We start from the raw sequence: 25668 nt of genomic DNA on the forward strand, positions 1-25668 counted from the left end.
ACGGACTATGCGTAATCCCCTTATTGTTCTTGCGGCGGCGCTGATGCTGGTGGCCGCCCCTGCCATGGCGAAGGATGACCTCGAGCTGCGATATGGCCCCGTGTTCATCGAGTTTGGTGCCTGGCGACAGGTCGGAACCGGTCAGCAGCTTGACCCGTCGCAGCAGTTCAGGGCGATTTTCGATACTGTGCGCGGTGGTGCTGCTGGCGAGCCGAACGCCCGCTTCGAGAGCGCGGCGCGCTATATGAATCTGCTCGTCGCCAATGGCGTGCCGCGCCAGAATGTGCATGTTGCGGTGGTTGTTCACGGACCCGCTATCTGGGACGTGACCAACGACGAGGCCTACCACCGCAAGTCGCACGGCGAGGGCAACCCGAGCCGCGAGATCGTGCGGGCGATGCTGGCGCAGGGCGTGCAGTTCATCGTTTGCGGACAGTCGGCGCTGGGGCAGGACATTGGGAGCGAAGACCTGATGCCGGGCGTGACCATGGCGCTCTCACAGACGGTGGCGACCAGCGTGCTCCACCAGCAGGGCTTTACGAACATCCCGTGAGCGACCCTGCGATCCCCCAGTTCGACGAGAAGGAGGCCGTGCCGGCTATCACCCACGGGCGCGATCTGGTGGTGACCGAGTTCGGCTGGGAGCAGGACTACAACTTCCTCGACTACGACTTTGCGCCGCACCCGTTCTGGGCGAGGCACTATCTCGATGAGGACGGCGTGGTGATCCTCCATGCCCACGAGGAGGACGATGGCGCGCTAGACCGGGTGCCGGAGGCTGTGCTGGCCTATTTGAAGTACCGGTTCGAGCGGATCGACACGCTGGGTGCGACAACGGCGCGAACACGGCTATGGGAGCGGCCAGAGGCAACATGACCGACAACTCTCCTATCCATTCCCCTGAGCGCCAGCCCGAAGACCCGGACGCGGCGCTGCGCCCCAAGTCGCTCGGCGAGTTTGTCGGGCAGGCGGCCGCGCGCGAAAACCTGCGCGTGTTCATCGAGGCCGCCAAGGGCCGCGGCGAGGCGATGGATCATGTGTTGTTCTTCGGCCCGCCCGGCCTCGGCAAGACCACGCTCGCGCAGATCGTCGCCAAGGAACTGGGCGTGGGATTTCGCTCCACCAGCGGCCCGGTCATCGCCAAGGCGGGTGACCTCGCCGCGCTGCTGACCAATCTCGAACCCCACGATGTCCTGTTCATCGACGAGATCCACCGGCTCAATCCGGTGGTGGAGGAAGTGCTCTATCCGGCGATGGAAGACCGCGCGCTTGACATCATCATTGGCGAGGGGCCTTCGGCGCGTTCGGTGCGGATCGATCTGCCGCCGTTCACGCTCGTTGGCGCGACGACCCGGCAAGGCTTGCTCACCACGCCCTTGCGCGACCGCTTCGGCATCCCTGTCCGCCTGATCTTCTACACCGAGGACGAGCTGCTCAGCGTGGTCGCGCGCGGGGCTCGGCTGCTCGGCATGGAGATTGACGAATCGGGCGCACGCGAGATCGCCCGGCGCAGCCGTGGCACGCCGCGTGTGGCGGGGCGGCTGATGCGCCGCGTGCGCGACTTTGCTCAGGTGAAGGGCGCGGGCACCGTCAGTGCTGCGGTTGCTGATGAAGCGCTGACCCGGCTGGAGATCGACAGGCTCGGGCTCGATGCCATGGACCGGCGCTATCTCACCATGATCGCAACAACCTACAAGGGCGGTCCCGTCGGCGTCGAAACGCTCGCGGCGGGCCTTGCCGAGCCGCGCGACACTGTCGAGGAGGTGGTCGAGCCCTACCTGATCCAGCTCGGCCTGATCGCCCGCACAGCACGCGGGCGCTGCCTCAACGATGGCGGTTGGCAGCACTTGGGAATCACCCCTCCGGCACCATTCCAAGGCGGTTCACAGGCGGCGCTGTTCGACGACGACAAATGACCGTTGCGCGCCATTTGCCTTAAGGCCTGCGGTGGTAAGCGTTTCATATCGGGACAAACCGGGTTGGCAGGCCACATTAGCGCCAGAAAAATGCTTCTGATGCGGCGGAAATTTGGTTAATTCAATTGCCGGTAAACATTTGTGCGTCTCTGTGGAAGCGACCGGAAGATGCGACGACCGCAATCGTGCGCGGCAGCCGCTCCCAACACGCAGGAAGAGATTGTTCATGTCGGTACGTTTGGCCATTGCAAAGCTCACCGCGGCAGCCGCAGGCGGCGCGGTTATTGCCGGGGGCGCGGTGCATGTCGCCGAGCCGCAGTCGGCCCAGGTGGACTACAAGTCGAAGGGCGGCGAGCCTCAACTGATCGACGTGAAAGAGCGTCATGTGGCGCGCCGCGAATTGCCGCGTCGGCCCGAACGTACGCAGCGCCGCCTGCGTCGTACGATCGAGCGCGTGTGCGACGTGGGCGAGATGGGGCCTGACGGCTACTGCCACGAAACGCAGATCGCGATGGCGGCGGTGCCGATGCCCCTGCCGCAATTGCCGAGCGCGCCCATGAGCGGCGGTGGCGGTGGCCAGTCAGTGATCGTCGGCGGATCGGGCGGCTATGGCGGCGGTTTCGGTGGCGGTTTCTTCGGAGGCTTCTTCGGCGGTAGTAGCGGCGGATCCTCGGGCGTGAGCACCACCACCACGACCACCGGCGGGAATACCACCACCACCGGTGGAGCGACGACCACTACCACCACCGGCGGGGTGACCACATCGACGGGTGCCGTGAGCACCAGCACCGGCGCAGTGAGCACCAGTACCGGCTCTGTGAGCACGTCGACCGGCTCGGTGTCGACGAGTACGGGCTCGTCCAGCTCCAGCTCGAGCTCAAGTTCCTCAAGTTCCTCCAGTTCGTCGTCGTCCTCGTCTTCTTCGTCTTCCAGCGGCGGTGACGATGGCTCGACCTCGTCATCGGGCTCTTCCGGCAGTTCATCGTCGACCAGCTCCTCGTCGAGCAGTTCGTCTTCATCGAGCAGTTCATCGTCGACCAGCTCTTCGTCCGGCAGCACATCCACCAGCACATCTTCGGGCACTGAAGTGCCGGAGCCAGGCATGCTGGTGCTGTTCGGTGCGGGCGCGGGCGCGCTCTTCATGAGCCGCCGTCGCAAGGGAAAGCGCAAGGCTCTCGCCGCGGCCTGATCGCCAGCTGGCAGCAATTTAAGGGGGGGAGGGGCGGCTGTAACGGCCGCCCTTTTTCGTTGCCCGTTCGCGGGGCTCGGCGCAGATCAGCTCAGGTGGAGCGTCCAGGGGTCCTGTCGATACCACTGGGTGATGACATATTTCACGCCCTTCACCACCGGGGTTCCGGCGTGCAGCGTGTTGCGGTTGGGCGTGCCGTCGCGCGCCATGTTGTTCCATGCCAGCAAGGCGCCTGCCTCCGGCTTTACCGAGAGGCCCAGCTCGGGCCAGTCTGTCTCTCCACCTTCCTCGACATCGTTGAGGAACAGCATGGCGGTCCAGGTGCGCTGTCCGCCGCGGCGCCGCTCCTGCTGCCAGTAGGGCTCGCTGGCGAAGAAATAGTCGTAGTGGTGTTTGAACTGCTGGCCAGCCTCGTAGCGCTGGCCTTGTGTCGTCTCGGCGTGCTGGTGGGGGATGCCGGTGGCGGCGTCGATGCGCTTTTCCAGCTCGCGGGTGGCCGGATCGCCTGCGTCGAAGTGGTGCGTGGAGGAGGTGCGGAAGCCGTCGCGCTGGGTGCCCTCGAACAGCGTCGAGGGGCCGATCTTCTTGTCGATGATCCTGACCAGCCGCACGCATTCGTCAGCGGTGAAGAAGTCGCGCAGCAGGAACATGTCGGCCTTGTCGCCGCCCAGATCTTCCGCGCGAGTGTCAGCGCGGAGGCGGGCCCGCACCTGTGCTCCGATCAGCGCCAGCTTGGCCGGATCTTCCTTCGGGTCGGCAGGGGTGCCGCCGAAACGGGTCGAGATAACGAAACCGTTCATGCGTGCATCCCCTGCCGGGCCTGGACCCTACGAAGCGAGCTTGCGCAGCACGTAGTGCAGGATGCCGCCGTTGTTGTAGTACTCGATCTCGTTGGCGGTATCGATGCGGCACAGCGCGGTGAAGGTGAAGCTGGTGCCATCGGCACGGGTCACTTCGACCTCCACATCCTGCGAGGGCTTCAGATCGGCGAGGCCCAGAATCGTGAAGCTGTCGTCGGGCTTGAGGCCCAGCGTCTCGCGGGTGTCGCCGTCCTTGAACTGCAGCGGGAGCACGCCCATGCCGACGAGGTTCGAGCGGTGGATACGCTCGAAGCTCTCGACGATCACGGCGCGCACGCCGAGCAGGATCGTGCCCTTGGCCGCCCAGTCGCGGCTGGAGCCAGTGCCGTATTCCTTGCCTGCGATCACCACCAGCGGGGTGTCGTCGGCCTGGTGCTTCATCGCCGCGTCGTAAACGGCCATCTGCTCGCCCTTGTAGAGCGTTTCGCCGCCTTCGACGCCGGGGACCATTTCGTTGCGGATGCGGATGTTGGCGAAGGTGCCGCGCATCATCACTTCGTGGTTGCCGCGACGCGAGCCGTAGGAGTTGAAGTCCTTCTTCGGCACCTGGTGATCGAGCAGGTAACGCCCGCCGGGCGAATCTTCCTTGATCGAACCGGCCGGCGAGATGTGGTCGGTGGTGACCGAATCGCCGAGGATCAGCAGCGGCTTGGCCGAGATCACGTCGGTGACCGGGGCCGGGTCCATGCTCATGCCCTCGAAATAGGGCGGGTTGGCGACATAGGTGCTGCTGGGGTTCCAACTGTAGGTGTCCGAGGCGTCGACCTTGATCGCCTGCCAGTGCTCGTCGCCCTTGTAGACATCGGCATAGCGGCTTTCGAACATCGTGCGGTCGATGGCGCCGGCGCGGATTTCGGCCACTTCGGCGTTGCTCGGCCAGATGTCGGCCAGCATCACGTCGTTGCCGTCCTGGTCCTGCCCGATCGGGGTGGTGGTGATGTCTTCGGTGACGGTGCCCTTCAGCGCATAGGCCACCACCAGCGGCGGCGAGGCGAGGAAGTTGGCGCGCACGTCGGGCGAGACGCGGCCCTCGAAGTTGCGGTTGCCCGAGAGGACCGAGGCGGCGACGATGTCGTTGCCATTGATCGCCTGGCTGATCGGCTCGGCCAGCGGGCCGGAGTTGCCGATGCAGGTGGTGCAGCCATAGCCGACAAGGTCGAAGCCGATGGCGTCGAGGTGTTCCTGCAGGCCGGCCTTGTTCAGATAGTCGGTGACGACCTGCGAACCGGGCGCGAGGCTGGTCTTGACCCAGGGCTTTGGCTTCAGGCCTTTCTCGTTGGCCTTCTTCGCCACCAGACCTGCGGCGACGAGCACGTCGGGGTTCGAGGTGTTGGTGCACGAGGTGATTGCGGCGATTACCACGTCGCCGTCGCCGACATCGTGGCTGGCCCCTTCAACCGGCACGCGGGCGGCTTCGCTCTTGCCGTAAACCTTGGAGAGATCTCCGTTGAACAGTTCGTCGACCAGCGGCAGTGCGACCTTGTCCTGCGGGCGCTTGGGACCGGCGAGCGAGGGCACCACGGCGCCCATGTCGAGTTCCAGCGTGGAAGAGAAGATCGGCTCGTTGTTCGGATCGAACCACATGCCCTGCGCCTTCGAATAGGCTTCGACCAGCGCGATGGTCTCCTCGCTGCGGCCGGTGAGGCGCAGGTATTCGATCGTCTTCTCGTCGATGCCGAAGAAGCCGCAGGTGGCACCGTATTCGGGGGCCATGTTGGCGATGGTGGCACGGTCGGCCAGCGACAGCGTGGCAACGCCGGGGCCGTAGAACTCGACGAACTTGCCGACCACCACATGTTCGCGCAGCATCTGCACGCAGGTCAGAACGAGGTCGGTGGCGGTGATGCCTTCGGCCATTTCGCCGGTCAGCTTGAAGCCGACCACTTCGGGGATCAGCATCGAGATCGGCTGGCCGAGCATCGCGGCTTCGGCCTCGATCCCGCCCACGCCCCAGCCGAGCACGCCCAGGCCGTTGATCATGGTGGTGTGGCTGTCGGTGCCGACGCAGGTGTCAGGATAGGCGACCAGTTCGCCGTTCTGGTCTTCGCTCGACCACACGCCCTTGGCGATGTTCTCGAGGTTCACCTGGTGGCAGATGCCGGTGCCCGGCGGCACGGCGTAGAAGTTCTTGAGGCTCTTGGCACCCCACTTGAGGAAGTCGTAACGCTCGGCATTGCGCTCGTATTCGAGTTCCATGTTCTTTTCGAAGGCCTTGGGGTGGCCGAACTCGTCGACCATCACCGAGTGGTCGATCACGAGGTTCACCGGAACCAGCGGGTTGATCTTGGCGGTATCGCCGCCGAGCGATCGAATCGCGTCGCGCATGGCGGCAAGGTCGACCACGCAGGGCACGCCGGTGAAATCCTGCAGCAGCACGCGGGCCGGGCGATACTGGATTTCCTCGCCGGTCTTCGGATTCTTCTGCCAGTCGACGATGGCCTGCGCGTGGTTCTGGCCGACGGTGAAGCCTTCGTCTTCAAAGCGCAGCATGTTCTCCAGCAGAACCTTGAGGCTGAAGGGCAGGCGGCTGATATCGCCCAGTTTTTCTGCGGCCTTGGCGAGCGAATAATAGGCGTACTTGGTGCCGTTAACGTCGAGGGAGGCGCGGGTTTCGAGCGAGTTGGAGCCGACCTGAGTCATGGATGATGGGGTCCCTTTGCTGTTGCTTGCGTGAGCGTGCTCGTGCGAGAAGCCCGCTGTTCGGGTGCGAACTGCGCGTTTGTGCGGGATTGGTCAAGGCCTCGCGCATTCGGACAGGTTATGAGGCATGCAAATCGAATGGGGGCAACTCGGCTCATGGTGCTGGTCAAGCCGTCGCACGGCGATAGGTCGCTCGGGGCGATCTGGATCGCGCTGGCGCTGGCAGTCGCGGCCTTCCTCGGCGCAGCGCTCGGCATGGTGTGGCAGAGCTCGGATCTGGGCTCTGTGCAGCCGGAAGAGGAGACGGGGGCTGATGACAAGCCTGTTGAAGCACCCAAATCGGCCCGCGCGCACTAGGTCGCAGTGACTGTACGCCTTGGCCGGGCTATCCAGCTTGCCGCTAAGATCATAGCCATGCCGATGAACGTGGCGAGCGTGACGGCCTCGCCGAACCATTGCCACCCGATCCAGGCCGCCCAGACGAAGCCAGTGTATTCGAGCGGGACCAGCGCCTGCGCCTCGGCCCGCGCATAGGCCCAGGCCACGGCCATGGCGCCGAGCACGGTGAGCGCTCCGGCGATGCCGATTGCTCCGAGCACCGGCGGCGAGGGCATGGTGAAGGCAAAGGGCGCGGCCAACAGCAGGACCAGCCCGCCGATTCCCGAATGAAAGGTCGCCACCTCGATTGGGCCGGCAAGCTGCGACTGGCGGCGGATCACGATGAAGCTGTAGGCATAGCACAGGGCCGAGCAGGCCATGGAGGCAAGGCCCAGCACCAGATCGCTGGTCAGGCCGGCTGCGCCGATGCGCCCGGCCACGATCACCAGCGTGCCAGCGAAGCCCAGGAGCGAGGCGAGGATTGCTCGGCGACTGATCGTCTCAGACAGGAAAAGGCGCGCAAAATAGAGCGTTATCAGCGGGGCGACGAAACTGATCGCCAGCGCCTCGGCGAGCGGTAGGCGGGTGAGCGCGAAGAACCAGGTGAGCGACATCGCCGCCGTGACCACCCCGCGCTCGACATGGAGCCTGAGCAGGTGGCCGCGCGGCCAGCGTGGACGGCGTGCAAGCCACAGCGGCGCGATGAGCACGGCGCCGATCAGGCTGCGCAGCAGCGTCGCGGTGTAAGCCCCCGTCATCAGCGCGGCGTGCTTCATGAACCCGTCCATCACCGCGAACAGGCCAATCCCGCTCGCCGCCAGCAAATAGGGGAGGACAGGATGGCGCGCGGGCATGGCGCAGTATCTTGCGTGCTTGTATCGTGTGGTGCAACCGGTTCATGCGCGCGTCATCGACGGTGCGCGATAGGAGGCAGGCTCAAGGTGCGCCTGCCCCGCGCGTTTGTGCTAGGAAGAGTTCTATGAATCGTACCCGTGCCCTCCTTGGTTCGAGCCTCGCGCTCGGAACGCTTGCCAGTCTGCCTGCGCCTTCGGTGGCGCAGACCTTGCGGGCGCAGGGCGTGCTGCAGGAAGATGCGGCCGAGGCGACCGCATCGACTACGCGTTCCGCCTTCGAACAGGCCTTTACATCGGAAGAGGTGGTGCAGGCCGATCCGCGCCACTTCGAGGCGATGGACTGGACCACCGCGCAGGCGCAAGACCTGCTCCGGGTGATCCGCACGATCGATGCCGAAGGTCTTGTCCCGGCAGACTACCTGCCCGACGAACTCGCCGCAGCGCTGAGCGCGAACGATGCGCAGCAAATCGACGAACTGGCCAGCACCGCGTTTGCCTGGCTGGCGGAAGACCTGCGCGACGGGCGCACGCCGATGGCGAACCGGCGCCAGTGGTTCGTGGTCGACCCCGATGCCGAGCGCAATCCCACTTCGACCGTGATGGCCAATGCGCTGGAAACTGGCGATATTGCGGGCGCGCTCGAGGCGCTGAAGCCGACTCATCCCGACTATGCCGCGCTGCGCGACAAGCTGGCCGAGACGCCGGCCAGCGCCACCGAGCAGCGCCGCCTGATCCGCGCCAACATGGACCGCTGGCGCTGGCTCGCGCGGGATCTGGGCGGGCAGTATCTCATCACAAATGTGCCCGAGTTCCAGCTGCGGCTGACGGTCAACAACGAGATCATCCGCACCTATCGCACCGTGGTCGGCAAGCCGGGTCGCACCGCCACCCCGCAACTGGCTGAAACGGTCGAAGGCGTGGTGTTCAACCCGACCTGGACCGTGCCGCAGTCGATCGTGCGCGGCGAGGGGCTGGGCGAGCGGGTGCTCAACAACCCGAGCTGGGCTGCCCGGCAGGGCTACCGCGCCACGCGCGGGGCCAATGGCTATATCTCGGTGGTTCAGCAGCCGGGTCCGGGCAATGCGCTGGGCGTGATGAAACTCGACATGCCCAATCCGCATGCGATCTTCTTCCACGATACGCCGAGCCGCCAGATGTTCAATCAGGACGACCGCGCGCTCAGCCACGGCTGCATCCGCACCGAGCGGGCGCTCGAACTGGCGATGACCGTCGCCATTCTCGGGCAGGGCGCGACGCGTGACGAGGTGGTCGAGATCTCCACCAGCGGCGAATATACCCGCGTGCCGGTGAAGAAGACGATGCCCGCCTACATCACCTATTTTACGATGGGCGTGGATATCGACGGCAACCTGCGCGAATTCGACGACATTTATGGCCGCGACGAGCCGGTGTTCGCCTCGCTCGATGCGCCGCGCGTCCGTGACCGGGCACGGGTGTCGAGCGAGGAAGTAATCAGGATCGTCGACGATCCGCGCGACACACTCTGATATCTTGCTAATCCGTTCGTGGTGAGGAGGGGCCGAGGTCGCAGACCTAGGCTCCGTCTCGAACCACCAGCGCCGGTCCTTCGAGACGGACACTCAGCCTGCGGCTTCAAGCCCTCCTCAGGACGAACGGAAACATGCTCTATTCTAGTTGGATACCTGCTCGGCGGGATCGGCGATGTCGGGCGATACGGGCGCCAGCTCGGGACCGTTGGCGGCGGCCATGGCGGCGAAGTCCGGCGTCTGCTGCGGCGGAGGGATCACGTCTTCTCCATTGGCCCCTATCCCCAGCGCATCGGCATAGAGCAGCCGCCCGCCCATCAGCCGCGTAAGCGCCTGCGGGAACACTTCCGGGCCGAAGGCGAAGCAGCCGTTGGACCGGCCCAGCCGGCCCCAGCGGGCAACGTGCTCGGGCGTGGCATAGCTTGCCGGGTGCATCACGATGGCGCGCGGAAAGGCGTTCGAGTTCTCCGGATCGAGCCCGCCAAGGCGGACCGAGGTGCCATAGCGGCCCTTGTACCATTCCCAGGTGATATAGGCCCCCCGGCTGCTAGCCCAGCTATCGGGAAGGTTGGAAAAGCCGTTCAGCCAGCCATCGTGCTCGGGATCGGACCCGGCGCCGTGGGTGACCAGCACCGAATCGACCTTGCCCGCCACCAGATCGACGAAATGGAAGCGCGGCTCGGCGGAATGGAGGCCGTAGTCGGCAATCCCGACCACGTCGCTATGCCAAAGATTGGCGCTGGCCCGCTCCGTCTGCTCCCGTGCCACGTCGAGCAAGCGCCGGGTACGCAGATCGGGTCCGGCCTGCGCGAACAGCCTTGTCGGCAGAGCCGTGACGGCGGCGGCAGCCGCAGAGCGGGTGAGGAAGCAACGGCGATCCATGCTGATGCTTATAGACCCAGGCACCTGAACCTTGTCCATACCGTCATCGGCTGCGCAGGGCCTCAATGGCGATCTGACTGGCTTGGGCATAGTGTTCACCGGCATGACGGTCGCCGCCGCTGAAGTGCAGGAAGCTCGTACCGTCGTTCCAGCCTGTTGCGCCGCCGTGGCGGTAGCGCTCTTGGGGGAGGAGTACGGTGCGGCTCTCGCTGGCGAGGAGGAGGCTGGCCGCTACTTGTGCGGCCTCCGGTCCGTTCACGTCATCCGCGCCGATCAGCTCTTCGAGCTCCGCCCGACAGGCTGCGGCGAAGCGTATGCCCGGGCCGCCAGCGGCGAAGCCCATGAGACCCGCATCACTTTGAACATAGCGCCAGCCGGGTCGGTCGATCCTCGCCAGACGGCTTTCGAGCCGGGCCATGACTTCGCCGGAAACCGGGCCATCCGGGAAGGCGGCGCGGGCGAAGTCGCTCAGCGGCTCTGGATGATTGGCTGATCCTTCCAGGGGCAGGAGAAAGCTGGCGTTGATAGCGATGGCCTGCTCTATCTCGGGCACCGGGCCGATCGTGACGCTGTCGCCGGAGAGCCAGAGCCAATATGCGCTGCCGCGCCGTTTGAGCAGGGTTTCCAATGCGCGCCACCCTGGCCCGGTGTCGGCCGGAGCGATGATTTCGGGATCGCCGCAATGATGGGCGAGCACTGCGCGGTCCGCGCCGGTCAGCGTCCCGTCGTCAAGCAAGGCCACCCGGCCACGGCCAAGCTGTGCGTGCAGGCTCTTGATGGCCACGAGGCAGCGCAGAAGCTGCGCGTTGCCGATCTCGGTGAACAGCACGAGGCTTTCACCGTGCGGGGCGATCGGCGGGGTTTCCAGGATTGCCGGGTTCGCCGCGGCATGGCGCGCGGTCTCGTCATTGCTGCGCCCCCGAGGGGTGGAATTACCGCTCACTGGCTCAGCACCATCGCATCGTCCTCGATGGCGACCTTGTTGACATGGGTGAGGAACGACTGACCGAGCAGCGACACTGGCAATCCCTCGGGAACGACCACGCCGGCGACATCGTGCGCCTCGATCCCGCCGAGCGAAACGTGTGGAAGGGTGACGAATACACCGCGCACCGGGCCGGAGGCGCCGCGCGCAACGGTCGCGAGATCGGCATCGTCCCAGTAGAGCCCAGCGGCGAGGGCATCCTCTTCGGTGAGTGCAATCATTGTCGCGCCGGTATCTATCAGCATCCGTGTGGGGGCCGTGTCGAGCTGGACTTCGGCATAGAAGTGTCCGTCGCCAGCGCGGGGCAGGATGACGTCGTCGTTCCAGATGCTCTTCGATGCTACGTTGCCGGGCTCCGCAGGAGCCAGCTGGTCGGGCGCAGGTTCGCCCTGATCCATCGGAATGCCGAAGCCGATGGCAAGGCCGACCAGACATGTCGCAGCGAGTGGTGGCCCCAGGTTCATGGGGCATAATTCTAGTGCTGGTTGCTTATCGCAGGGTAAACGAGAGCGTCTGTTGGGCCGTTATTCGGCGGCGACTGTCGCATTTCCGGCATCACTCATCGCATCTTCGATCTCGGCTGCCTTGGCCTCCACCAGACGGACGATGTGATCGAGCATGTCGGCGCTTTCGATGTGGTGGTCCTTAACCCCTGAAAGATAGACCATATGCTTGCCGTTGCCGCCACCGGTAAGGCCGATGTCGGTCTCGCGCGCCTCGCCGGGGCCGTTGACCACGCAGCCGAGCACCGAGAGGCTCATCGGCGTCTTGATGTGTTCGAGCCGCGCTTCGAGCGCTTCAACCGTGCGGATCACGTCGAAGCCCTGCCGCGAACACGAGGGGCATGATACCACCCGCACCCCGCGGGTGCGCAGGCCCAATGCCTTGAGCATCTCGAACCCGACCTTCACCTCGCGTTCGGGCTCTGCCGAAAGCGAGACGCGGATGGTGTCGCCGATGCCCGCCCACAGCAGGTTGCCGATGCCGATGGACGACTTCACCGTCCCGCCGATCAGCCCGCCCGCCTCGGTGATGCCAAGGTGCAGCGGACAGTCGACCGCTTCGGCAAGGCCCATGTAGGCGGCGACAGCCAGGAACACGTCGGAGGCCTTCACCGCCACCTTGAATTCGTGGAAGTCATGGTCCTGCAACAGCTTGATGTGGTCGAGCGCGCTTTCGATAAGCGCCTCGGGGCATGGCTCGCCGTACTTCTCGAGCAGGTCGCGCTCAAGCGACCCGGCATTCACGCCGATGCGGATCGAGCAGCCGTTGGCCTTGGCCGCGCGGACCACTTCGGCCACGCGATCCGACGAGCCGATGTTGCCGGGGTTGATGCGCAGGCAGGCCGCGCCCTTGTCGGCGGCTTCGAGCGCGCGCTTGTAGTGGAAGTGGATGTCGGCGACGATCGGCACATTGGCCGCGCGCGTGATCTGGTCGAAGCTGGCGGTCGCTTCCTCGGTGGGGCAGGAGACGCGCACGATATCGGCGCCCGCATCCTCGCAGCGGCGGATCTGGTCGATCGTGGCGGCCACGTCCTCGGTCGGCGTGTTGGTCATGGTCTGCACGCTGATCGGCGCGCCGCCGCCGACCGGCACCTTGCCGACCATGATCTGGCGCGATTGCCGCCGTTCGATCATGCGCCAGGGGCGGATGGCGGAGATGCTGTCGGAACTCATGTCTCTTCCTTAGCCTGGCCCCAAGGTGTGACAGGTGTGACAGTGTCCTGGGGCAAAAATCCGTGGCGGCGCAAGCGCGGCCTGCAAAGGGGGCATATGGCCACAATATTGCAGGATTGCGAGGGGCTGCGTCATCGGCTTGCATCCTAGCAGGCGCGACCCCTGTAGGAAATATCGCTGGAGCAGGATCAAAGCCCTTCCCCTGTGGGGAAGGGTTGGGATGGGGGGTCCACGCCAGCGTCGAGCCCCCCCCCCAGCCCCTGCCCAGGAGGAGGGGAGCAAGGCGGGTCAGGCGAGGTGACTTGCTAGGCAAGCGGCCTCGCTTGCGGCATGGTTGCGGCCATGAATTTCGACCAGAACAAGGAACCAGAAGGGCCGCTGCTGTTCGCGCGGGTCCTCGATGGCAAGGGGGCCGGGCGGGCGATCGACTGGCAGGCGGCACGAGGCTGGGCGCCGGAGCGGCCCGGCGAGGTGATATGGCTGCACCTGTGCCGAAACTGCGAGGGTGTGACCGACTATCTCGAAGGCCTCGGCATTCCGGAGCCGACGGTCGAACTGCTGGTCTCCGACCGCACCCGCCCGCGTGCTTTTCGCGAGGGTAACGCGCTGGTGGTGACGCTGCGCGGCATCAACTTCAATCCCGGTGCGGAGCCGGAAGACATGGTCTCGATGCAGATGTGGTGCGACGGCACGCGGCTGATCACCCTGCGCAAGCAGCCGTTGCAGACCCCGCGTGAAGTGCTGGCCATGATCGACGGGCGCGATCACGGCCCGACCGACTGCGGCGCGCTGATCACCGAATTGACCGAGGCGATGATCAACCGGATGAGCCACGCAATCATCGACATGAACGAACACATCGACTTGCTCGAAGAGCGTGATATCGAGGATGACGATACCGACGAGGTGCTTGGCCAGATCTCGGTCATCCGCCGCAACTGCCTCGGCCTCAAGCGTCACATGGGGCCGCAGCACGAAGCGCTGGAGACGATCTCGCGGCAGGCTCCGGCCTGGTTCGAGGATCATGACCGGCGGGAAATCTCCGAAAGTATCGATCGGCTGCGGCGCTATCTCGACGATCTCGACATCTCGAAGGAAAGCGCGGTGGTGTTGCAGGACGAAATCCGCGCACGGTCGGTGGCGGGCAGCGAACGGGCGACCTATATGCTCACCATCGTGGCGGGAATATTCCTGCCGCTCGGATTTCTGACAGGGCTACTCGGGGTGAACGTGGGCGGAATGCCCGGCATGAACAGTGCCGACGCGTTCTGGATCGTTACCGGGCTGTGCGGCGCGATTGTCGCCGTGCAACTGCTGTTGTTCTGGAAGTGGCGCTGGTTCTAGGAGACGGTTGATGGAAGGTCACGAAACGGGGTTCGTGCTGCAGGACGGCGCGCTCATGCTGGCCTTTGCGCTGGTGGCCGTGATCGCATTCCGTCGCGCCGGGCTGGGCGCCACCTTGGGCTATCTCGTCGCTGGCGTTCTGATCGGGCCGCAGGTGCTGGGCCTCGTCGGCAATGCCGAGCAGATGGCCGAGATCGCCGAGCTGGGCATCGTGATGCTGCTGTTCGTGGTCGGGCTGGAGCTTAGCCCCGAACGGCTGTGGCGGCTGCGCAAGGCGATTTTCGGGCTGGGGACGGCGCAGGTGGCGATCTGCGGCGTGGCGGTCAGCCTGCTGGTGGCTGTGCTCACCAACTATTCGCTTGCGGCCGCCTTTGCCATCGGTCTGCCGCTGGGCCTGTCGTCGACCGCGCAGGTGCTGCCAATGCTGCAATCGGCGGGCCGTTTGCGCACGCCGTTTGGCGAAAAGGCTTTCGCGATCCTGCTGTTTCAGGATCTCTCGATCATCCCGCTCATCACCATCGTAACCGCGATGAGCCGCAACCCGGCCGATGCCGATGCGCCTTCGGGCCTCGTGCTGGTGGGGCTGTCGCTGGCGGCGATCGCGGGCCTGATCGTGGCCAATCGGCTGGTGGTGAAGCCGATGTTCCGCCTCATCAGCCGCCTGGGCGAGCGCGAGCTGTTCGTGATGGCGGCGCTGTTCACCGTCTTTGCCAGCGCGGCGGTGATGGAGTTGCTCGGCCTGTCGGCAGCGCTGGGCGCGTTCATCGCGGGCGTGATGCTGGCCGACACCCGTTATCGCCACGAGCTGGAGGCCGACATCGAGCCGTTCCGCTCGATCCTGCTCGGCATGTTCTTCCTCGCCGTGGGCATGATGCTCGACCTTTCGGCCATCGCTTCGCAGCCATGGACCGTGATCGGGTTTGCCGCGCTGCTGATCGTGGTGAAAACCGCCGTGATCGCCGGGCTGGGCCTTGCCATGAAGATGGCTTGGCGTTCGGCGCTGGCGCTGGGCCTGCTGCTGTCGCAGGGCGGCGAGTTCGCCTTCGTGCTTTACACCCAGGCCGAGGGCGCGCTGCTGCTGGCCGAGCAATCGGTGAGCGTGTTCTCCGCCGTGGTGACGCTGTCGATGGCGACCACGCCATTCCTGATGATGCTCAACAAGCGTATCCGCTCGCCCCGGGTGGACAAGGAAGAGCGCGAGGGCCCGCGCAATGATGGTGCCAACGCGGTGATCGTCGGCTTCGGGCGCTTCGGCCAGACGGTGGCGCAAACGCTGATGGCGGGCGGTGTCTCGGTTACCATCATCGACAAAGAGGTAGAGCAGATCGACGTGGCGGAGGAGTTCGGCTCGAAGGTCTATTTCGGTGATGGCACGCGGATCGACATGCTCCGGCAGGCCGGTGCAGCGGACGCCCAGCTGATCCTGTTCTGCCACGACGAGATGCCCGATGCGGCACTGATCGAGTCGGTCAACGAGGCTTTTCCGCAGGCGTCGATCTATGTTCGCGCTTTTGATCGCCGGGTGCTGCTCGATCTGGCCGATGCGCCTGCTGCCGGCGTGGTGCGTGAGGTGTTCGCCGGGGCGATCCGCATGGCAAGGCTGGCGCTGGCCGGGATCGGCGTATCGGAAGAGAGCGTGGATCGGGCCGAGGCGACCTATCGCCGGATCGACAAGGAGCGGCTGAAACTGCAGCTGGAAGGCGGCGACATCTATGCCGCGCGCGAACTCTCGCGTCAGCAGCAGCGCGAGCTGCGCAAGTTCGGCGAGACCCGCGAAGTCGATTAGGTCAGGCGACGATCCCGGCCAGATGCTGGGCCGCGGCGACCATCGGCATGGGGCGCGCGAACAGATAGCCCTGTCCGTAGGTCACGCCGAGCGACTGCATCGCCTCGGCCTGGGCGCTTTCCTCGATACCCTCGGCGATCACCGCACCATCCCATTCGCTTACCAGCGCGACCACGGCTGAGACCAGCGCGCGGGCGGCGGGATCGGTAGCGACGTTGCGGGCGAGCGCCATGTCGAGCTTCACGAAGTCGGGCTTCACCAGCGCGGCCAGCTGCATCGAGGCATAGCTGGTGCCGACCATGTCGATGGCCACGCGCGCCGTGGGGCGGATCGCCTCGAGCGCCTGTACCAGCGCCAGCTTGTCATCGGCGGCGGCATATTGGGTGAGGGTGACGACCACGTCGGCGGCAGGCTCGGCCTCGAGTGCCGCCCGCACCGCGCCGCTGACTACGCAACGGGCGGGCGCCTTGAGCGCGGCGAAGAAGCCCTCTGGAACGCTGGCGAAAGTCTCGATTGCCCCGCGCACGGCGGTCATCTCCAGCTCTTCGCCGAGCCCCGTGCTTTCGGCATCGCCGAACCATGCGCCGGGGCTGCGTTTGTTCACATCGGGGAAGCGGGCGAGGCATTCGACGCCGGCGGGCTGGCCATCCGCAAGCAGATGGATCGGCTGCTGGAAAATGGTGACTGCATCGCCCTCGAACATCTCTTCGATGCGCTGGCGCGTCTGTTCCCGCCGTGCCGCGTCGCCGATCAGCGTGTCGATCCGCTCGGCAGCCATGGCTGCGAAACTCTCGAAAATGGCGAGGTCGCGACCGGTGAGGGTGGGGTCGGGCGTCCGGCCTATGGCGCAAAAGCTGCCCCACACGGTGCCATCGGACAGGCGCAAGGGAACCGAGAAGTGTGCGCCCACCGGCAGAGCTTCAGTGATGTGCAGGGCCTGCGCTGCCGGGAAGGCTGCGGCGTCGGCGATCATTTCGGGCAGGTCGCCGGTTAGCACATGCCAGCAATAGGTCTCTTCGCGGTGCTGGCGGAGGCCCGGCGCCAGCGGGAGGTCGAGCATGCTGTCGACATGGGTGATTTCGCGCAGGTCATCCTCGACCCAGCGGCCGATGAGCCCGATCTCCAGCCCGAGATGCTCGCGCGCCGAATGCAGGAAACCCGCGATTTGCGAATCGCTCGCCAGTTCGTCGTCGAGCGGTTGTGCAGGTGCCTCGAGTGCGGGCAGGATAAAGGTCATGTCCCCCATGGCAGGAAGCCCTGCCACAAAGTGCCTAAATCGGCGTTAACCCGCTGACCTTGCGGTCGGAGTGTCGAGCCGCAATTCGTACAGGAATTCCTCGTCGCGCTGGTCGCCCACGTCGAAATAGATGTCAGCGATCTTGGCAAAGCCATAGCGGGCATAGAACCGCTGCGCGCCGTAGTTCTCGCTATAGACCGACAGCTGCACCGCATCGTGGCCACCGGCGCGCGCCTCGTCCATGGCCCAGTCCATCATTGTCGCGCCGATCCCCATGCCAGTGTAGTCAGAGTCGGTGTAAAGCTGGCACAGCGCCATCGGATTCGCCGCGTCGGAGTACTCAGAATAGTAGCTCGGCACGCGGATCTTCACATAGCCCAGCAGCGCCCCGCTGGCCGGATCGACCGCGAGGCGGTGGCGATGCACATCGTCGCTCACCTCTTCGGCCACGGCGGCGGGGGCATAGCATTGTTCGAGGAAAGCGTTGAGGTCTTCGGGCCGGTAGAGGTGGGCAAAGGCCGCGCAGAAGCTGTCGCGCCCCAGCTTCGAGAGGTTTTCAACATCGTCGAGCGTGGCGGGGCGCAGCACCACTTGCGTCATGAAAACTTGTCCTTCTTGCGTTTGCCGAAGCGCATGCCGCTTTCGAGATGGGCGCGCAAGGCGGCGTAAAAGCTGGTCAGGAACTCGCGTTCGTCGCCGCGGCCCATGTCCCACCCGATCTTGCGGCAGATCGCCTGAGCGACCTCGTGCATGGCTGCCTCGTCTCCATTGCGCAGCACGCTTTCGAGCACCTGCAACTCGTGCTCGCCATAGACTGACAGCTCGGCCTCGCCGAAGCGGTAGGTCTGGCTGTGGTCGGGCGCGAGCGACATGGCGTCCTGCAGCTTGGCGCGTGGGGCCTCGACCACGAAGGTGCCCGCGACCAGATCGCCCGCCCGCAGCGCATCGCGGTTGCAGAACGGGAACAACACGAAGACCGCCAGCCACACGAAGGCCGCAGCGCCGCTGAGCCCGGCGTCGAAGCCGTTGCCCATCAGGAAGAAGGCCGGGATGAACACCTCGACATCGCGCATCAGGTTGCGCGCGATCACCATCTCGGTGGTGAGCCGCTGCCCACCTCTCGCCGCCACGCGCATACCGAGCAGCCGCTTTCCGGGCGTGGCACCGCGCGCGCCCAGCTCGAACCAGAGGAAGTAGCCGTAGCGCGAGAAGAATAGCGCGAGAATGAAGACGATGCCGACCAGCTCAAGCGCCGGGCTTTGCGTGTTGCCGCCAATCAAATTGATGTTGAGCCCGATGAAGCCCAACATCGTGAAGAACACAACAAAGCCGACGAACAGGAAGAACAGATCGAGCAGCAGCGCCAGCGCACGCGAGCCCCGGCTGGCGATGCGCAGCGGCAGCGCGAGGCCCTCGGGCGTAATCAGTTCGCGCTCGCGCCTGGCATTGGCCGTAGAGATGGCGGTCTGCAGCTTGGTCATACCGCCCGATCCTGTCGCCTGCGCATTCCGGCGAAATAGAGGCACCAGAACGCCAGCATCGCTCCGCCGATGGCAAGCCGCGCCGACGGTTCGCCGACCAGCTGGCGCACGAAGCCTTCGAGCAGGCCCGCCACCACCAGCATGATCGTGGCTCCGGCCATTACCTGCGCAGCTCGCACCCCGGCTCCTTGCGCGGCGGCGAGCACCGAGCGCTGGCCGGGAAAGGCCATCGACCGTCCCACATGAATGCCCGCCGCGCCCGCCAGCAGGATCGCGCCCAGTTCGGTGGTGCCGTGAACCGAGAGCCAGGCGACGAATTCGTAACCCAGCCCCGCCTCGGCGAAAACGAACAGCAACGCCCCGAGCAGCGTCATATTCGAGATCAGCAACAGCAGCGTTGGAATGCCGAAAGCGAAGCCCAGCGCAAAGGCGAGAATGGCAACGCCGGTGTTGTTAGAAAACAGGTAGGTGGCAAAGATCGAAAGCCCGTCGGCATTGGCGGTCGGTTCGAGCGACTGGCGCAACACTTCCGGGTCGGCGCCGGGCTCGCGTCCGCCCGACATCGCGCCGGGCACGAGGGCGTAGAACCAATCGGGCTCGCGGCTGACCAGCAGCCAGCCGACCACGGTACCCGCGACCATGAAGAACAGCGCAATGCAGATATCGAGCCAGATTGCGCGCACGGCTCGGCTCCAGCCGCCGCCGAGGAAGCCGCGCAGCCAGCCGGTGAGCGTCTCGCGCGGGCCGTAGATCTGGAACCAGGCGCGCCGCACCAGCGCATCGAGATAGGCGATGGCGGCGGCATCGAGGCTGGTTTCGCGGGCCACGGCAAGGCTCGATGCGGCCTTGCGATAAAGCACGGGCAGATCGAGCAGGTCATCGTCGGTAATGCGCTTCGGGCGGCCTTTCTCCAGCGCGGTGACGATCCGTTCGAGCCGTTGCCAGTCGACCTCGCGTTCGAGCCTGAACCGGTCGGAGCGCAGCGAGGCGGCTTCGATATCGTCCGGGGCTACGATTTCGGCCTGCCGGAACCACGGGATCTTGCGGAGATAGTCGAGCGCCATCAGCCGATCGCCTCATGCCGTTTTGCCGAAAGGTATGCATCGATCAGGCGGTAGCCGATTGCATCGTGTTTGGCCTCGATCACGTCGACGCCCAGCCGCCGCAGCCGCGACAGCACCAGCGCGCGCTGGCGGGCGAGCGCATCGGCTCCCACTGCGACCGCGATATCGCCAAGGTTTTCGGGTTCGGCATCGGTCAGCTCAGCCAGTTCTTCATCGACCATGGTGACGAAGATCACCAGATGATGGCGCACCAGCCGCTCGACGCTTTCGACCATCAGTTCGGCGCTGGTGGGGTCGCTGAAATCGGAAAACAGCACCACCAGCGAGCGGCGTTTGAGCCGCCCGGTGAGGGTGGAGAGCGCGAGCGTGAAGTTGGGTTCGCGCGTGGTGTAGTCGAGTTCGGCGGCGGCACTTTGCAGGCGGTAGAAGGCGCGGGTGTCGGTGGCGAAGGGCGTCATCAGCTGCGGCTGGTCGGCAAAGCCGAACAGGGCCACCCGGTCGCCGCCCTTCAGCGCGACATAGGAGGCGACCAGCGCGGCCGAGACGGCGTGGTCGATCCGGGGCAGGCCGTCGATGGGTTCGCACATCGACTGGCCGCAGTCGAAGGTGAAGACGATCTGGTTATCGCGCTCGGTCTCGTTCTCGCGGGCGAACAGGCGGGTGTGGCGGGCCGAGGCCTTCCAGTCGATCCGGCGGCGGTCCATGCCCGGTTCGTATTCGCTCAGCGCCTCGAACTGCGTGCCTTCGCCCCGGATGCGGCGGGCGACGAGGCCGAATTGCGAGTCGCGGAAGAAGGTCTGCAACACCGGCGAACGCACTGGCGAGAGATCGGGCCAGACCCGCACTTGGCTGTCGAGCGCGCGATAGACCTGCCGTGCCGCCAGCCCCAGCGGACCGCGCCAGCGTAGCCACAGGCCGGTCAGCTCGCCGGTGCCCCGGCGTTGCGGGACAAGATCGCCGCTGCCCGCGAACTGGCCGTCTTCGCCCGTGGGAGTGAGCGCAAAGTGCAGCGCGCCGTTGGGGCCGAGGCGCGGGTCGAAGCCGATGGCAGCTTCGGGCGGTGAGGCTCCGGCATTGCGCCGAAGCGCGGCGGTGACGTGCAGCGGCGAAGGCTGACCGACTTCGCAGTCAGCCGGGGCGGATAGGTCGAGCGCGTCAAGGCCGCCCGCCAGAACTCCGTCGAGTACGACCACCAGCACCAGCGCCAATCCCGCAGCGGGGGCGATGGCCCAGGCGCCCGGCGTGGTCGCGGCCAGCACCACCGCGAGCGGCGCAAGCAGGCCGAGCAGCACCAGCGCGCGCGGCGTCGGCACGAACGGCAGGCCGGGAAGCCGGGGAAGTTTGGGCAAGCGCATCGTGAGCTTAGCGCGGAGCCTCGGTCTGCTCGATCAGCTGCGCGACCAGATCCTCGACCTTTCGCCCTTCAATCTCGGCGGCAGGGCTCAGCAGCAGGCGGTGGCGCAATGTGGCGGTGGCGAGCGCCTTCACATCGTCGGGCACCACGTAGTTGCGGCCCTCCAACGCGGCGCGCGCCCGCGCAGCATTGGCGAGCAGCACGGCAGCGCGCGGCGAAGCTCCGCTGGCGATATCGGCATGATCGCGCGTGGCGCGGATCAGCGCGACGGTGTAGCCGACGATCTCGTCCGACAGTGTGACCGTCTTTGCCGCTTCCTGTGCCGCCGTGATTGCCTCGGCCCCGGCGACCATGGCGATGCCGTAGTCGTCCGCCTTGGGCGCACCGCTGCGCGCGCCGAAGCGGGCGACGATCTTCGCCTCTTCCTCAGGCGTCGGGTAGGGCACCAGCAGCTTGAAGGCGAAACGGTCGAGCTGGGCCTCGGGCAGCGGATAGACGCCCTGGCTCTCGATCGGGTTTTGCGTCGCCACCACCATGAAGTTGGGGCTGAGCGGGTGCGCCTCGCCGTCGAGCGTCACTATCCGCTCCTGCATGGCTTCGAGCAGCGCGGCCTGTGTCTTGGGCGGGGTGCGGTTGATCTCGTCGGCCAGCAGCAGTTCGCAGAAGATCGGGCCGCGCGTGAGGGTGAAGCTCGACGTCTGGAAGTTGAACAGGTTGGAGCCCAGAATATCACCCGGCAGCAGATCGGGCGTGAACTGGATACGTCCGAAGTCGAGCCCGCTCGCGCGCGCGAAGCACTGGGCGAGGAAGGTCTTGGCGGTGCCCGGCGGGCCTTCGAGCAGGACGTGGCCCTGCGCGATCAGGCCGATCAGCAGGTGATCGACCGCCTCGTCCATCCCGACCACGGCTTTCGCCACCTCGGCGCGGATCGCGCCTGCCAGCTCGGCAGTCTGTTCCAGCGTCATGCTCATGGGGTCAGCGTCCTTTCGATTGATCGTAGTGCGCGGCTGGCGCGAAGGATGTCGGCGGGCTTGCGCGCCTGCCGCAGCAGGTTTGCCCAGTGGCCAAAGCTCTCGCCCTGATAGTCGGTGCGGGTGAGCGCGTTGTCGATGGCACGCTCGCGTGCTTCGCCTTCCGGCTCGCGCAGTGACAGGCGGCTGGCGATGCGCCGGGCCACCAGCGTCGCATAGGGCGTGCCCAGCAGGTGCCAGCGCTTGAGCCGGGCGAGCAGCGCCGCGCCGTTCATGGCGAGCTGGCGCTTGCCTTGCGCCATGGCCGGAGCCTCGGCAAAGGGCGGGCCGAAGCGCTGGAACGCGCGCCATGCCACCAGCAGCGCGGCCAGGATCAGGCACAAGGTGGCGGCCAGGAAGGGCGGGGTGAAGGCAAGGGTGAGCAGGTTCTCGGTCTTGGCGAGGCCCGGCAGGGTCATGTCGAAGGTGAGGTCGAGATCCTCGTCCTCGGACGCCTTGTGGATAAGCGCATCGGCCAGCCGCGCGCGGGTCTCGTTGGCCATGCCCCAGTTGTTGACCAGATCGGGTTCGAACACGATCACTAGCGGCCAGGCATCGCCATCGGCATAGTACAGGCCGGCGAGCATATCGTCCTCGCGGTCGACCACCAGCGGCTCGATGGGGCTTTCGCCGGTTTCGACCAGCGCCATGGTGTTGGTGCCATCGGGCAGCGTGCCTTCGTAGCCGAGCCCGGAGAAACCGCCCGTCGTGCCGATGGCCAGCTCCGCCCCTTCGCCGATGTCGAGTGCGTCGAACCACGGCGGGGCCATGGCGTTCGCCAGCAAGACCCAGCCCGGCTCCGCCTCGACTGGCACCGAATCGGGGATCGGCATCGCGATCCACTTGGGCAGCACCAGCATGGTCGGCCCGGTATAGCGACGCTGCTCGATAATCTCCGCCAGTTCCTCGCCATCGGTATCGAAGCGCGGGGTGAGGACGAGCAGGCCGTAATCGTCGAGATTACCTTCCGAGTAGCTCAGCGACACCGTATGCCCGCTGTTCTCGATCAGGCTGACAAATCCGGCATAGCCGTCGAGCCCCGGCGATTTCGCGTGCGCCCTGCCGTCGCGCTCGCTCGAACCGTCAAGCCCGTGGGCCATGGCGTAAAGCAACAGCAGGAACGAGGCCGCACCAACCAGCAGCACCAGCGCCACCGCGCCGGGGTGGAACGGGCTTTTCGCGCGGCTCACAGGGTGTTGCCTGACAAGCGGACGAGGGCGAATTCGGCATAGGCGTCGCGCGCGGCCTGCCAGTCGTCCTGCCCAAGGTGCTGCAAGGCGAACAGGCTGCGTTCGACTCGCTGGGCGATCACGCCAAAGGCCTTGCGCGCGCCATCTGGCAGCGCCGGTTCGGCGGCAAGTTCGCGCGCGGTGCTCGATGGGTCGACAAGGTCGGGGCGTGCGGTGGCGATCTGGCCGACCGATCGTTGCAGCAGCAGGTGGGTCGCCTCGTCGAAGCGGCCTTCGGCGGCGAGCCGGTCTGCATCCTCGAGCAGCATCAACGCAGCCTTGCTGTCGGGCACCCAGTCAGTTTGTTCGGAGTCCTTGCGCGAGCGTCGGGTGAACAGGTCTGGACTGACCAGTCGCCACAGAAGGAAAGCCAGTAATAGCACGCCCAGCGCGATCAGCAGCCATTTGATGACCGGCCACCCCTCGACCAGACCGCTCGCAAGCGGTTTGAACAGGTCGCCCAGCCATTCGAACAGTTCGGCCAGCCAGTCGGGTGGGGGCGCCCTTTCGGGCATGTCTACCGGTGCGAACTGCGTTTGCTGGTCGGCTCGCATCTGCGCATAGGCTTGGGCCAGCTCATCGCCTTGCGCCGCCAGCGCCTCGCTTCCCGGTCCCGTGCTCACGCCTTGGACCTCTGGCACGGTACCCGGCGTGAGGCAATGACCAGGCGGTTGCGTAGCGGCCAGCCATGGCGCAAGTACCCGTGCATGACTCGGATATCCCCTACCGAATACCTTCCCGCGCGCCCCCAGGATGAACGCATCCGATCGGTGTTGGTCGTTGGTGGCGGCTCCTCCGGCTGGATGGCAGCGACAATGTTGCGGACGGTCCTGGCCAAGGACATTTCCGTCACGCTGGTGGAAAGCGAGGCCATCGGTATTGTCGGCGTGGGCGAGGCGACGATCCCGCCGATGCAACAGTTCCAGCGCTTCCTCGGTATCGATGAGGCGGACTTCATCGCCGCCACGCAGGGCACGTTCAAGCTGGGGATCGAATTTCACAACTGGGTTCGGGAAGGCGATGCCTATCTGCACCAGTTCGGCCCGGTCGGTCGGGAGATGGACGCGCTCGTCAGGCTTCATCACTGGTGGCAGCTCGGGCGGCTGGCCGACGACGGCACTGACTATCCCGAATGGCAGGACCTGCACGTGGCCTTTCACGCGGCCAAGGCCAACCGCTTTGCGCCTGCCGGGCCACGTTCGGGTGAGCTTGCGGGCCGATACACCCACGCTTACCACTTCGATGCGCAGCGCTATGCCGCCTTCCTGCGCCGGATCGCCGAATTGCGCGGAGTGCGGCGGGTCGAGGGGCGCATCATCAGCGTCAACCGCGCGAGCGAGAGTGGATTCGTGTCAGCGGTGCAGATGGAGGATGGGCGCAGCCTCGAAGCGGACCTGTTCATCGACTGCTCGGGTTTTGCCAGCCTGCTGGTGGGCAAGGAGTTGGCCGAGCCCTTCACAGACTGGTCACACTGGATTCCGTCCGATCGCGCGCTGGCCGTGCCCACATCGCGGCCCGCCGGGGGCATCCGGCCCTATACGCAAGGGATCGCGCATAGCACTGGCTGGCAGTGGCGCATTCCGCTCCAGCATCGCACCGGCAACGGCCACGTTTTCGCCAGTGCCTTTTGTTCGGAGGACGAGGCGGCGGCGCGGCTTATGGCCAACCTCGAGGGCGAGGCGCTGGCCGAGCCACGGCTCGTTAAGTTCACCACCGGTCGACGGGCGCGGGCGTGGGTAGGCAATGTTGTCGCAGTTGGCCTCTCCTCAGGCTTCCTCGAACCGCTCGAATCGACCTCCATCCACTTCGTGCAGTCGACATTGGAGCGGCTTGTCGAACTGTTCCCCACGCGCGCGATGGACCCCGCCTTGCGCGACCAGTTCAATGCCCGCACGGCGAAGGAGTGGGAGCAGGTGCGCGACTTCATCATCGCCCACTACCATCTGACCGAACGCGACGATTCGGAGTTCTGGCGCTACACGCGCAACATGGCGATTCCCGATAGCCTCGCGGAGATTATCGAGACCTGGCGTGTGCGTGGGCATCTGGCGATTGACGGGGGGCACCTGTTCCAGCTCGGCAGCTGGGCGGCGCTGATGATCGGCCAGCGCTGCATTCCGCACGGCGTTCATGCACTCGCCGACCGGGCCGATCCGGCCTATGCCGCGCGCGAGGTCCGCAAGATTGCAGCCGAATGTCGCGCTTCTGGCGAACGGCTGCCCGACCACGCCGAGTTCATCTCCCGGTTCGCACAGGCCGCAGATAGCTAAGCGCG

Annotated in this window: 26 protein-coding genes; 9 read left to right on the top strand and 17 right to left on the bottom strand. The window is 65.8% G+C overall.

Annotation, left to right across the window (positions count from 1 at the left end; genetic code table 11):
- The first annotated feature begins 7 nt into the window (after positions 1–7).
- Genes ABDJ38_RS14500 through ruvB form a run of 3 tightly spaced genes read left to right on the top strand, consistent with a single transcriptional unit; the run spans position 8 to position 1916 of the window.
- Positions 8–553 (top strand): DsrE family protein, encoded by a 546-nt coding sequence (locus ABDJ38_RS14500; protein ID WP_346785844.1) that lies wholly within the window; start codon positions 8–10, stop codon positions 551–553.
- A complete protein-coding gene (locus ABDJ38_RS14505; protein WP_346785845.1) occupies positions 550–876 on the top strand; it encodes a hypothetical protein in 327 nt (108 codons plus the stop codon). The genes ABDJ38_RS14500 and ABDJ38_RS14505 overlap by 4 nt, the downstream gene beginning before the upstream one ends.
- Positions 873–1916: a Holliday junction branch migration DNA helicase RuvB gene (gene ruvB / locus ABDJ38_RS14510; RefSeq protein ID WP_346785846.1), complete on the top strand. Its 1044-nt coding sequence runs from the start codon at positions 873–875 to the stop codon at positions 1914–1916. Before ABDJ38_RS14505 ends, ruvB begins: the two co-directional genes overlap by 4 nt.
- Here ruvB and ABDJ38_RS14515 read toward each other — a convergent pair.
- Positions 1884–2162, bottom strand: a complete 279-nt coding sequence (locus tag ABDJ38_RS14515) for a hypothetical protein (protein ID WP_346785847.1) — start codon at positions 2160–2162, stop codon at positions 1884–1886. The genes ruvB and ABDJ38_RS14515 overlap by 33 nt on opposite strands.
- Positions 2163–2522: 360 nt before the next feature.
- Positions 2523–3059: a hypothetical protein gene (locus ABDJ38_RS14520; RefSeq protein WP_346785956.1), complete on the bottom strand. Its 537-nt coding sequence runs from the start codon at positions 3057–3059 to the stop codon at positions 2523–2525.
- Here ABDJ38_RS14520 and ABDJ38_RS14525 point away from each other — a divergent pair.
- Entirely contained in the window at positions 3019–3105 is an 87-nt protein-coding gene (locus ABDJ38_RS14525; RefSeq protein ID WP_346785950.1) for a hypothetical protein, read from the top strand. The two genes, ABDJ38_RS14520 and ABDJ38_RS14525, sit on opposite strands and share 41 nt — an antisense overlap.
- Positions 3106–3191: 86 nt before the next feature.
- Here ABDJ38_RS14525 and ABDJ38_RS14530 read toward each other — a convergent pair whose 3' ends face one another.
- Entirely contained in the window at positions 3192–3905 is a 714-nt protein-coding gene (locus ABDJ38_RS14530) for a 2OG-Fe(II) oxygenase (RefSeq protein WP_346785848.1), read from the bottom strand.
- Positions 3906–3932: 27 nt separating this feature from the next.
- A complete protein-coding gene (acnA, locus tag ABDJ38_RS14535; protein ID WP_346785849.1) occupies positions 3933–6605 on the bottom strand; it encodes an aconitate hydratase AcnA in 2673 nt (890 codons plus the stop codon).
- A gap of 156 nt (positions 6606–6761) precedes the next feature.
- On the opposite strand from acnA, the gene ABDJ38_RS14540 reads away from it, so the two are divergent.
- On the top strand, positions 6762–6962 hold the full coding sequence (locus ABDJ38_RS14540; protein ID WP_346785850.1) for a hypothetical protein: 201 nt from the start codon (positions 6762–6764) through the stop codon (positions 6960–6962).
- Here the strand turns inward: ABDJ38_RS14540 and ABDJ38_RS14545 are convergent.
- A complete protein-coding gene (locus tag ABDJ38_RS14545; protein WP_346785851.1) occupies positions 6959–7837 on the bottom strand; it encodes a DMT family transporter in 879 nt (292 codons plus the stop codon). The genes ABDJ38_RS14540 and ABDJ38_RS14545 overlap by 4 nt on opposite strands.
- 125 nt (positions 7838–7962) lie before the next feature.
- Between ABDJ38_RS14545 and ABDJ38_RS14550 the strand changes: the two genes are divergently transcribed.
- Positions 7963–9345 (top strand): L,D-transpeptidase family protein, encoded by a 1383-nt coding sequence (locus ABDJ38_RS14550; RefSeq protein WP_346785852.1) that lies wholly within the window; start codon positions 7963–7965, stop codon positions 9343–9345.
- 144 nt (positions 9346–9489) lie between these two features.
- Here ABDJ38_RS14550 and ABDJ38_RS14555 read toward each other — a convergent pair whose 3' ends face one another.
- Genes ABDJ38_RS14555 through ispG form a run of 4 tightly spaced genes read right to left on the bottom strand, consistent with a single transcriptional unit; the run spans position 9490 to position 12873 of the window.
- Positions 9490–10227: a murein L,D-transpeptidase catalytic domain-containing protein gene (locus ABDJ38_RS14555; protein WP_346785853.1), complete on the bottom strand. Its 738-nt coding sequence runs from the start codon at positions 10225–10227 to the stop codon at positions 9490–9492.
- Between the two features lie 43 nt (positions 10228–10270).
- On the bottom strand, positions 10271–11170 hold the full coding sequence (locus ABDJ38_RS14560; RefSeq protein WP_346785854.1) for a hypothetical protein: 900 nt from the start codon (positions 11168–11170) through the stop codon (positions 10271–10273).
- Positions 11167–11676, bottom strand: coding sequence for a retropepsin-like aspartic protease family protein (locus ABDJ38_RS14565; RefSeq protein WP_346785855.1), 510 nt, complete (start codon positions 11674–11676; stop codon positions 11167–11169). The genes ABDJ38_RS14560 and ABDJ38_RS14565 overlap by 4 nt, the downstream gene beginning before the upstream one ends.
- A gap of 60 nt (positions 11677–11736) precedes the next feature.
- On the bottom strand, positions 11737–12873 hold the full coding sequence (ispG, locus tag ABDJ38_RS14570) for a flavodoxin-dependent (E)-4-hydroxy-3-methylbut-2-enyl-diphosphate synthase (RefSeq protein ID WP_346785951.1): 1137 nt from the start codon (positions 12871–12873) through the stop codon (positions 11737–11739).
- Between the two features lie 357 nt (positions 12874–13230).
- Between ispG and ABDJ38_RS14575 the strand changes: the two genes are divergently transcribed.
- Positions 13231–14232 carry a zinc transporter ZntB gene (locus tag ABDJ38_RS14575; RefSeq protein WP_346785856.1) on the top strand — a complete coding sequence of 334 codons (1002 nt, stop codon included), beginning with the start codon at positions 13231–13233 and terminating at the stop codon, positions 14230–14232.
- 10 nt (positions 14233–14242) lie between these two features.
- Complete coding sequence (locus tag ABDJ38_RS14580; protein ID WP_346785857.1) at positions 14243–16018, top strand: monovalent cation:proton antiporter-2 (CPA2) family protein; 1776 nt, start codon at positions 14243–14245, stop codon at positions 16016–16018.
- Between the two features lies 1 nt (position 16019).
- Here the strand turns inward: ABDJ38_RS14580 and ABDJ38_RS14585 are convergent, their stop codons facing one another.
- The 8 genes from ABDJ38_RS14585 to ABDJ38_RS14620 are packed head-to-tail and all read right to left on the bottom strand — an operon-like array spanning position 16020 to position 24016.
- Complete coding sequence (locus ABDJ38_RS14585) at positions 16020–17255, bottom strand: sensor domain-containing phosphodiesterase (RefSeq protein WP_346785858.1); 1236 nt, start codon at positions 17253–17255, stop codon at positions 16020–16022.
- A 45-nt stretch (positions 17256–17300) separates the two neighbouring features.
- A complete protein-coding gene (locus ABDJ38_RS14590) occupies positions 17301–17855 on the bottom strand; it encodes a GNAT family N-acetyltransferase (protein ID WP_346785859.1) in 555 nt (184 codons plus the stop codon).
- Positions 17852–18736, bottom strand: a complete 885-nt coding sequence (locus ABDJ38_RS14595; protein WP_346785860.1) for an RDD family protein — start codon at positions 18734–18736, stop codon at positions 17852–17854. The genes ABDJ38_RS14590 and ABDJ38_RS14595 overlap by 4 nt, the downstream gene beginning before the upstream one ends.
- Complete coding sequence (locus tag ABDJ38_RS14600; RefSeq protein ID WP_346785861.1) at positions 18733–19800, bottom strand: stage II sporulation protein M; 1068 nt, start codon at positions 19798–19800, stop codon at positions 18733–18735. Before ABDJ38_RS14600 ends, ABDJ38_RS14595 begins: the two co-directional genes overlap by 4 nt.
- Positions 19800–21149, bottom strand: a complete 1350-nt coding sequence (locus ABDJ38_RS14605) for a DUF58 domain-containing protein (protein WP_346785862.1) — start codon at positions 21147–21149, stop codon at positions 19800–19802. The genes ABDJ38_RS14600 and ABDJ38_RS14605 overlap by 1 nt, the downstream gene beginning before the upstream one ends.
- 13 nt (positions 21150–21162) lie before the next feature.
- Complete coding sequence (locus ABDJ38_RS14610) at positions 21163–22119, bottom strand: AAA family ATPase (protein WP_346785952.1); 957 nt, start codon at positions 22117–22119, stop codon at positions 21163–21165.
- Positions 22120–22121: 2 nt separating this feature from the next.
- A complete protein-coding gene (locus ABDJ38_RS14615; RefSeq protein ID WP_346785863.1) occupies positions 22122–23354 on the bottom strand; it encodes a DUF4350 domain-containing protein in 1233 nt (410 codons plus the stop codon).
- Positions 23351–24016: a hypothetical protein gene (locus ABDJ38_RS14620; RefSeq protein ID WP_346785864.1), complete on the bottom strand. Its 666-nt coding sequence runs from the start codon at positions 24014–24016 to the stop codon at positions 23351–23353. The genes ABDJ38_RS14615 and ABDJ38_RS14620 overlap by 4 nt, the downstream gene beginning before the upstream one ends.
- Before the next feature lie 84 nt (positions 24017–24100).
- Between ABDJ38_RS14620 and ABDJ38_RS14625 the strand changes: the two genes are divergently transcribed.
- Positions 24101–25663: a tryptophan halogenase family protein gene (locus tag ABDJ38_RS14625; RefSeq protein ID WP_429771119.1), complete on the top strand. Its 1563-nt coding sequence runs from the start codon at positions 24101–24103 to the stop codon at positions 25661–25663.
- Positions 25664–25668 lie beyond the last annotated feature (5 nt).

Origin of the sequence: Aurantiacibacter flavus, from assembly GCF_039710615.1 — a bacterium.
GTDB lineage: Bacteria > Pseudomonadota > Alphaproteobacteria > Sphingomonadales > Sphingomonadaceae > Alteraurantiacibacter > Alteraurantiacibacter flavus.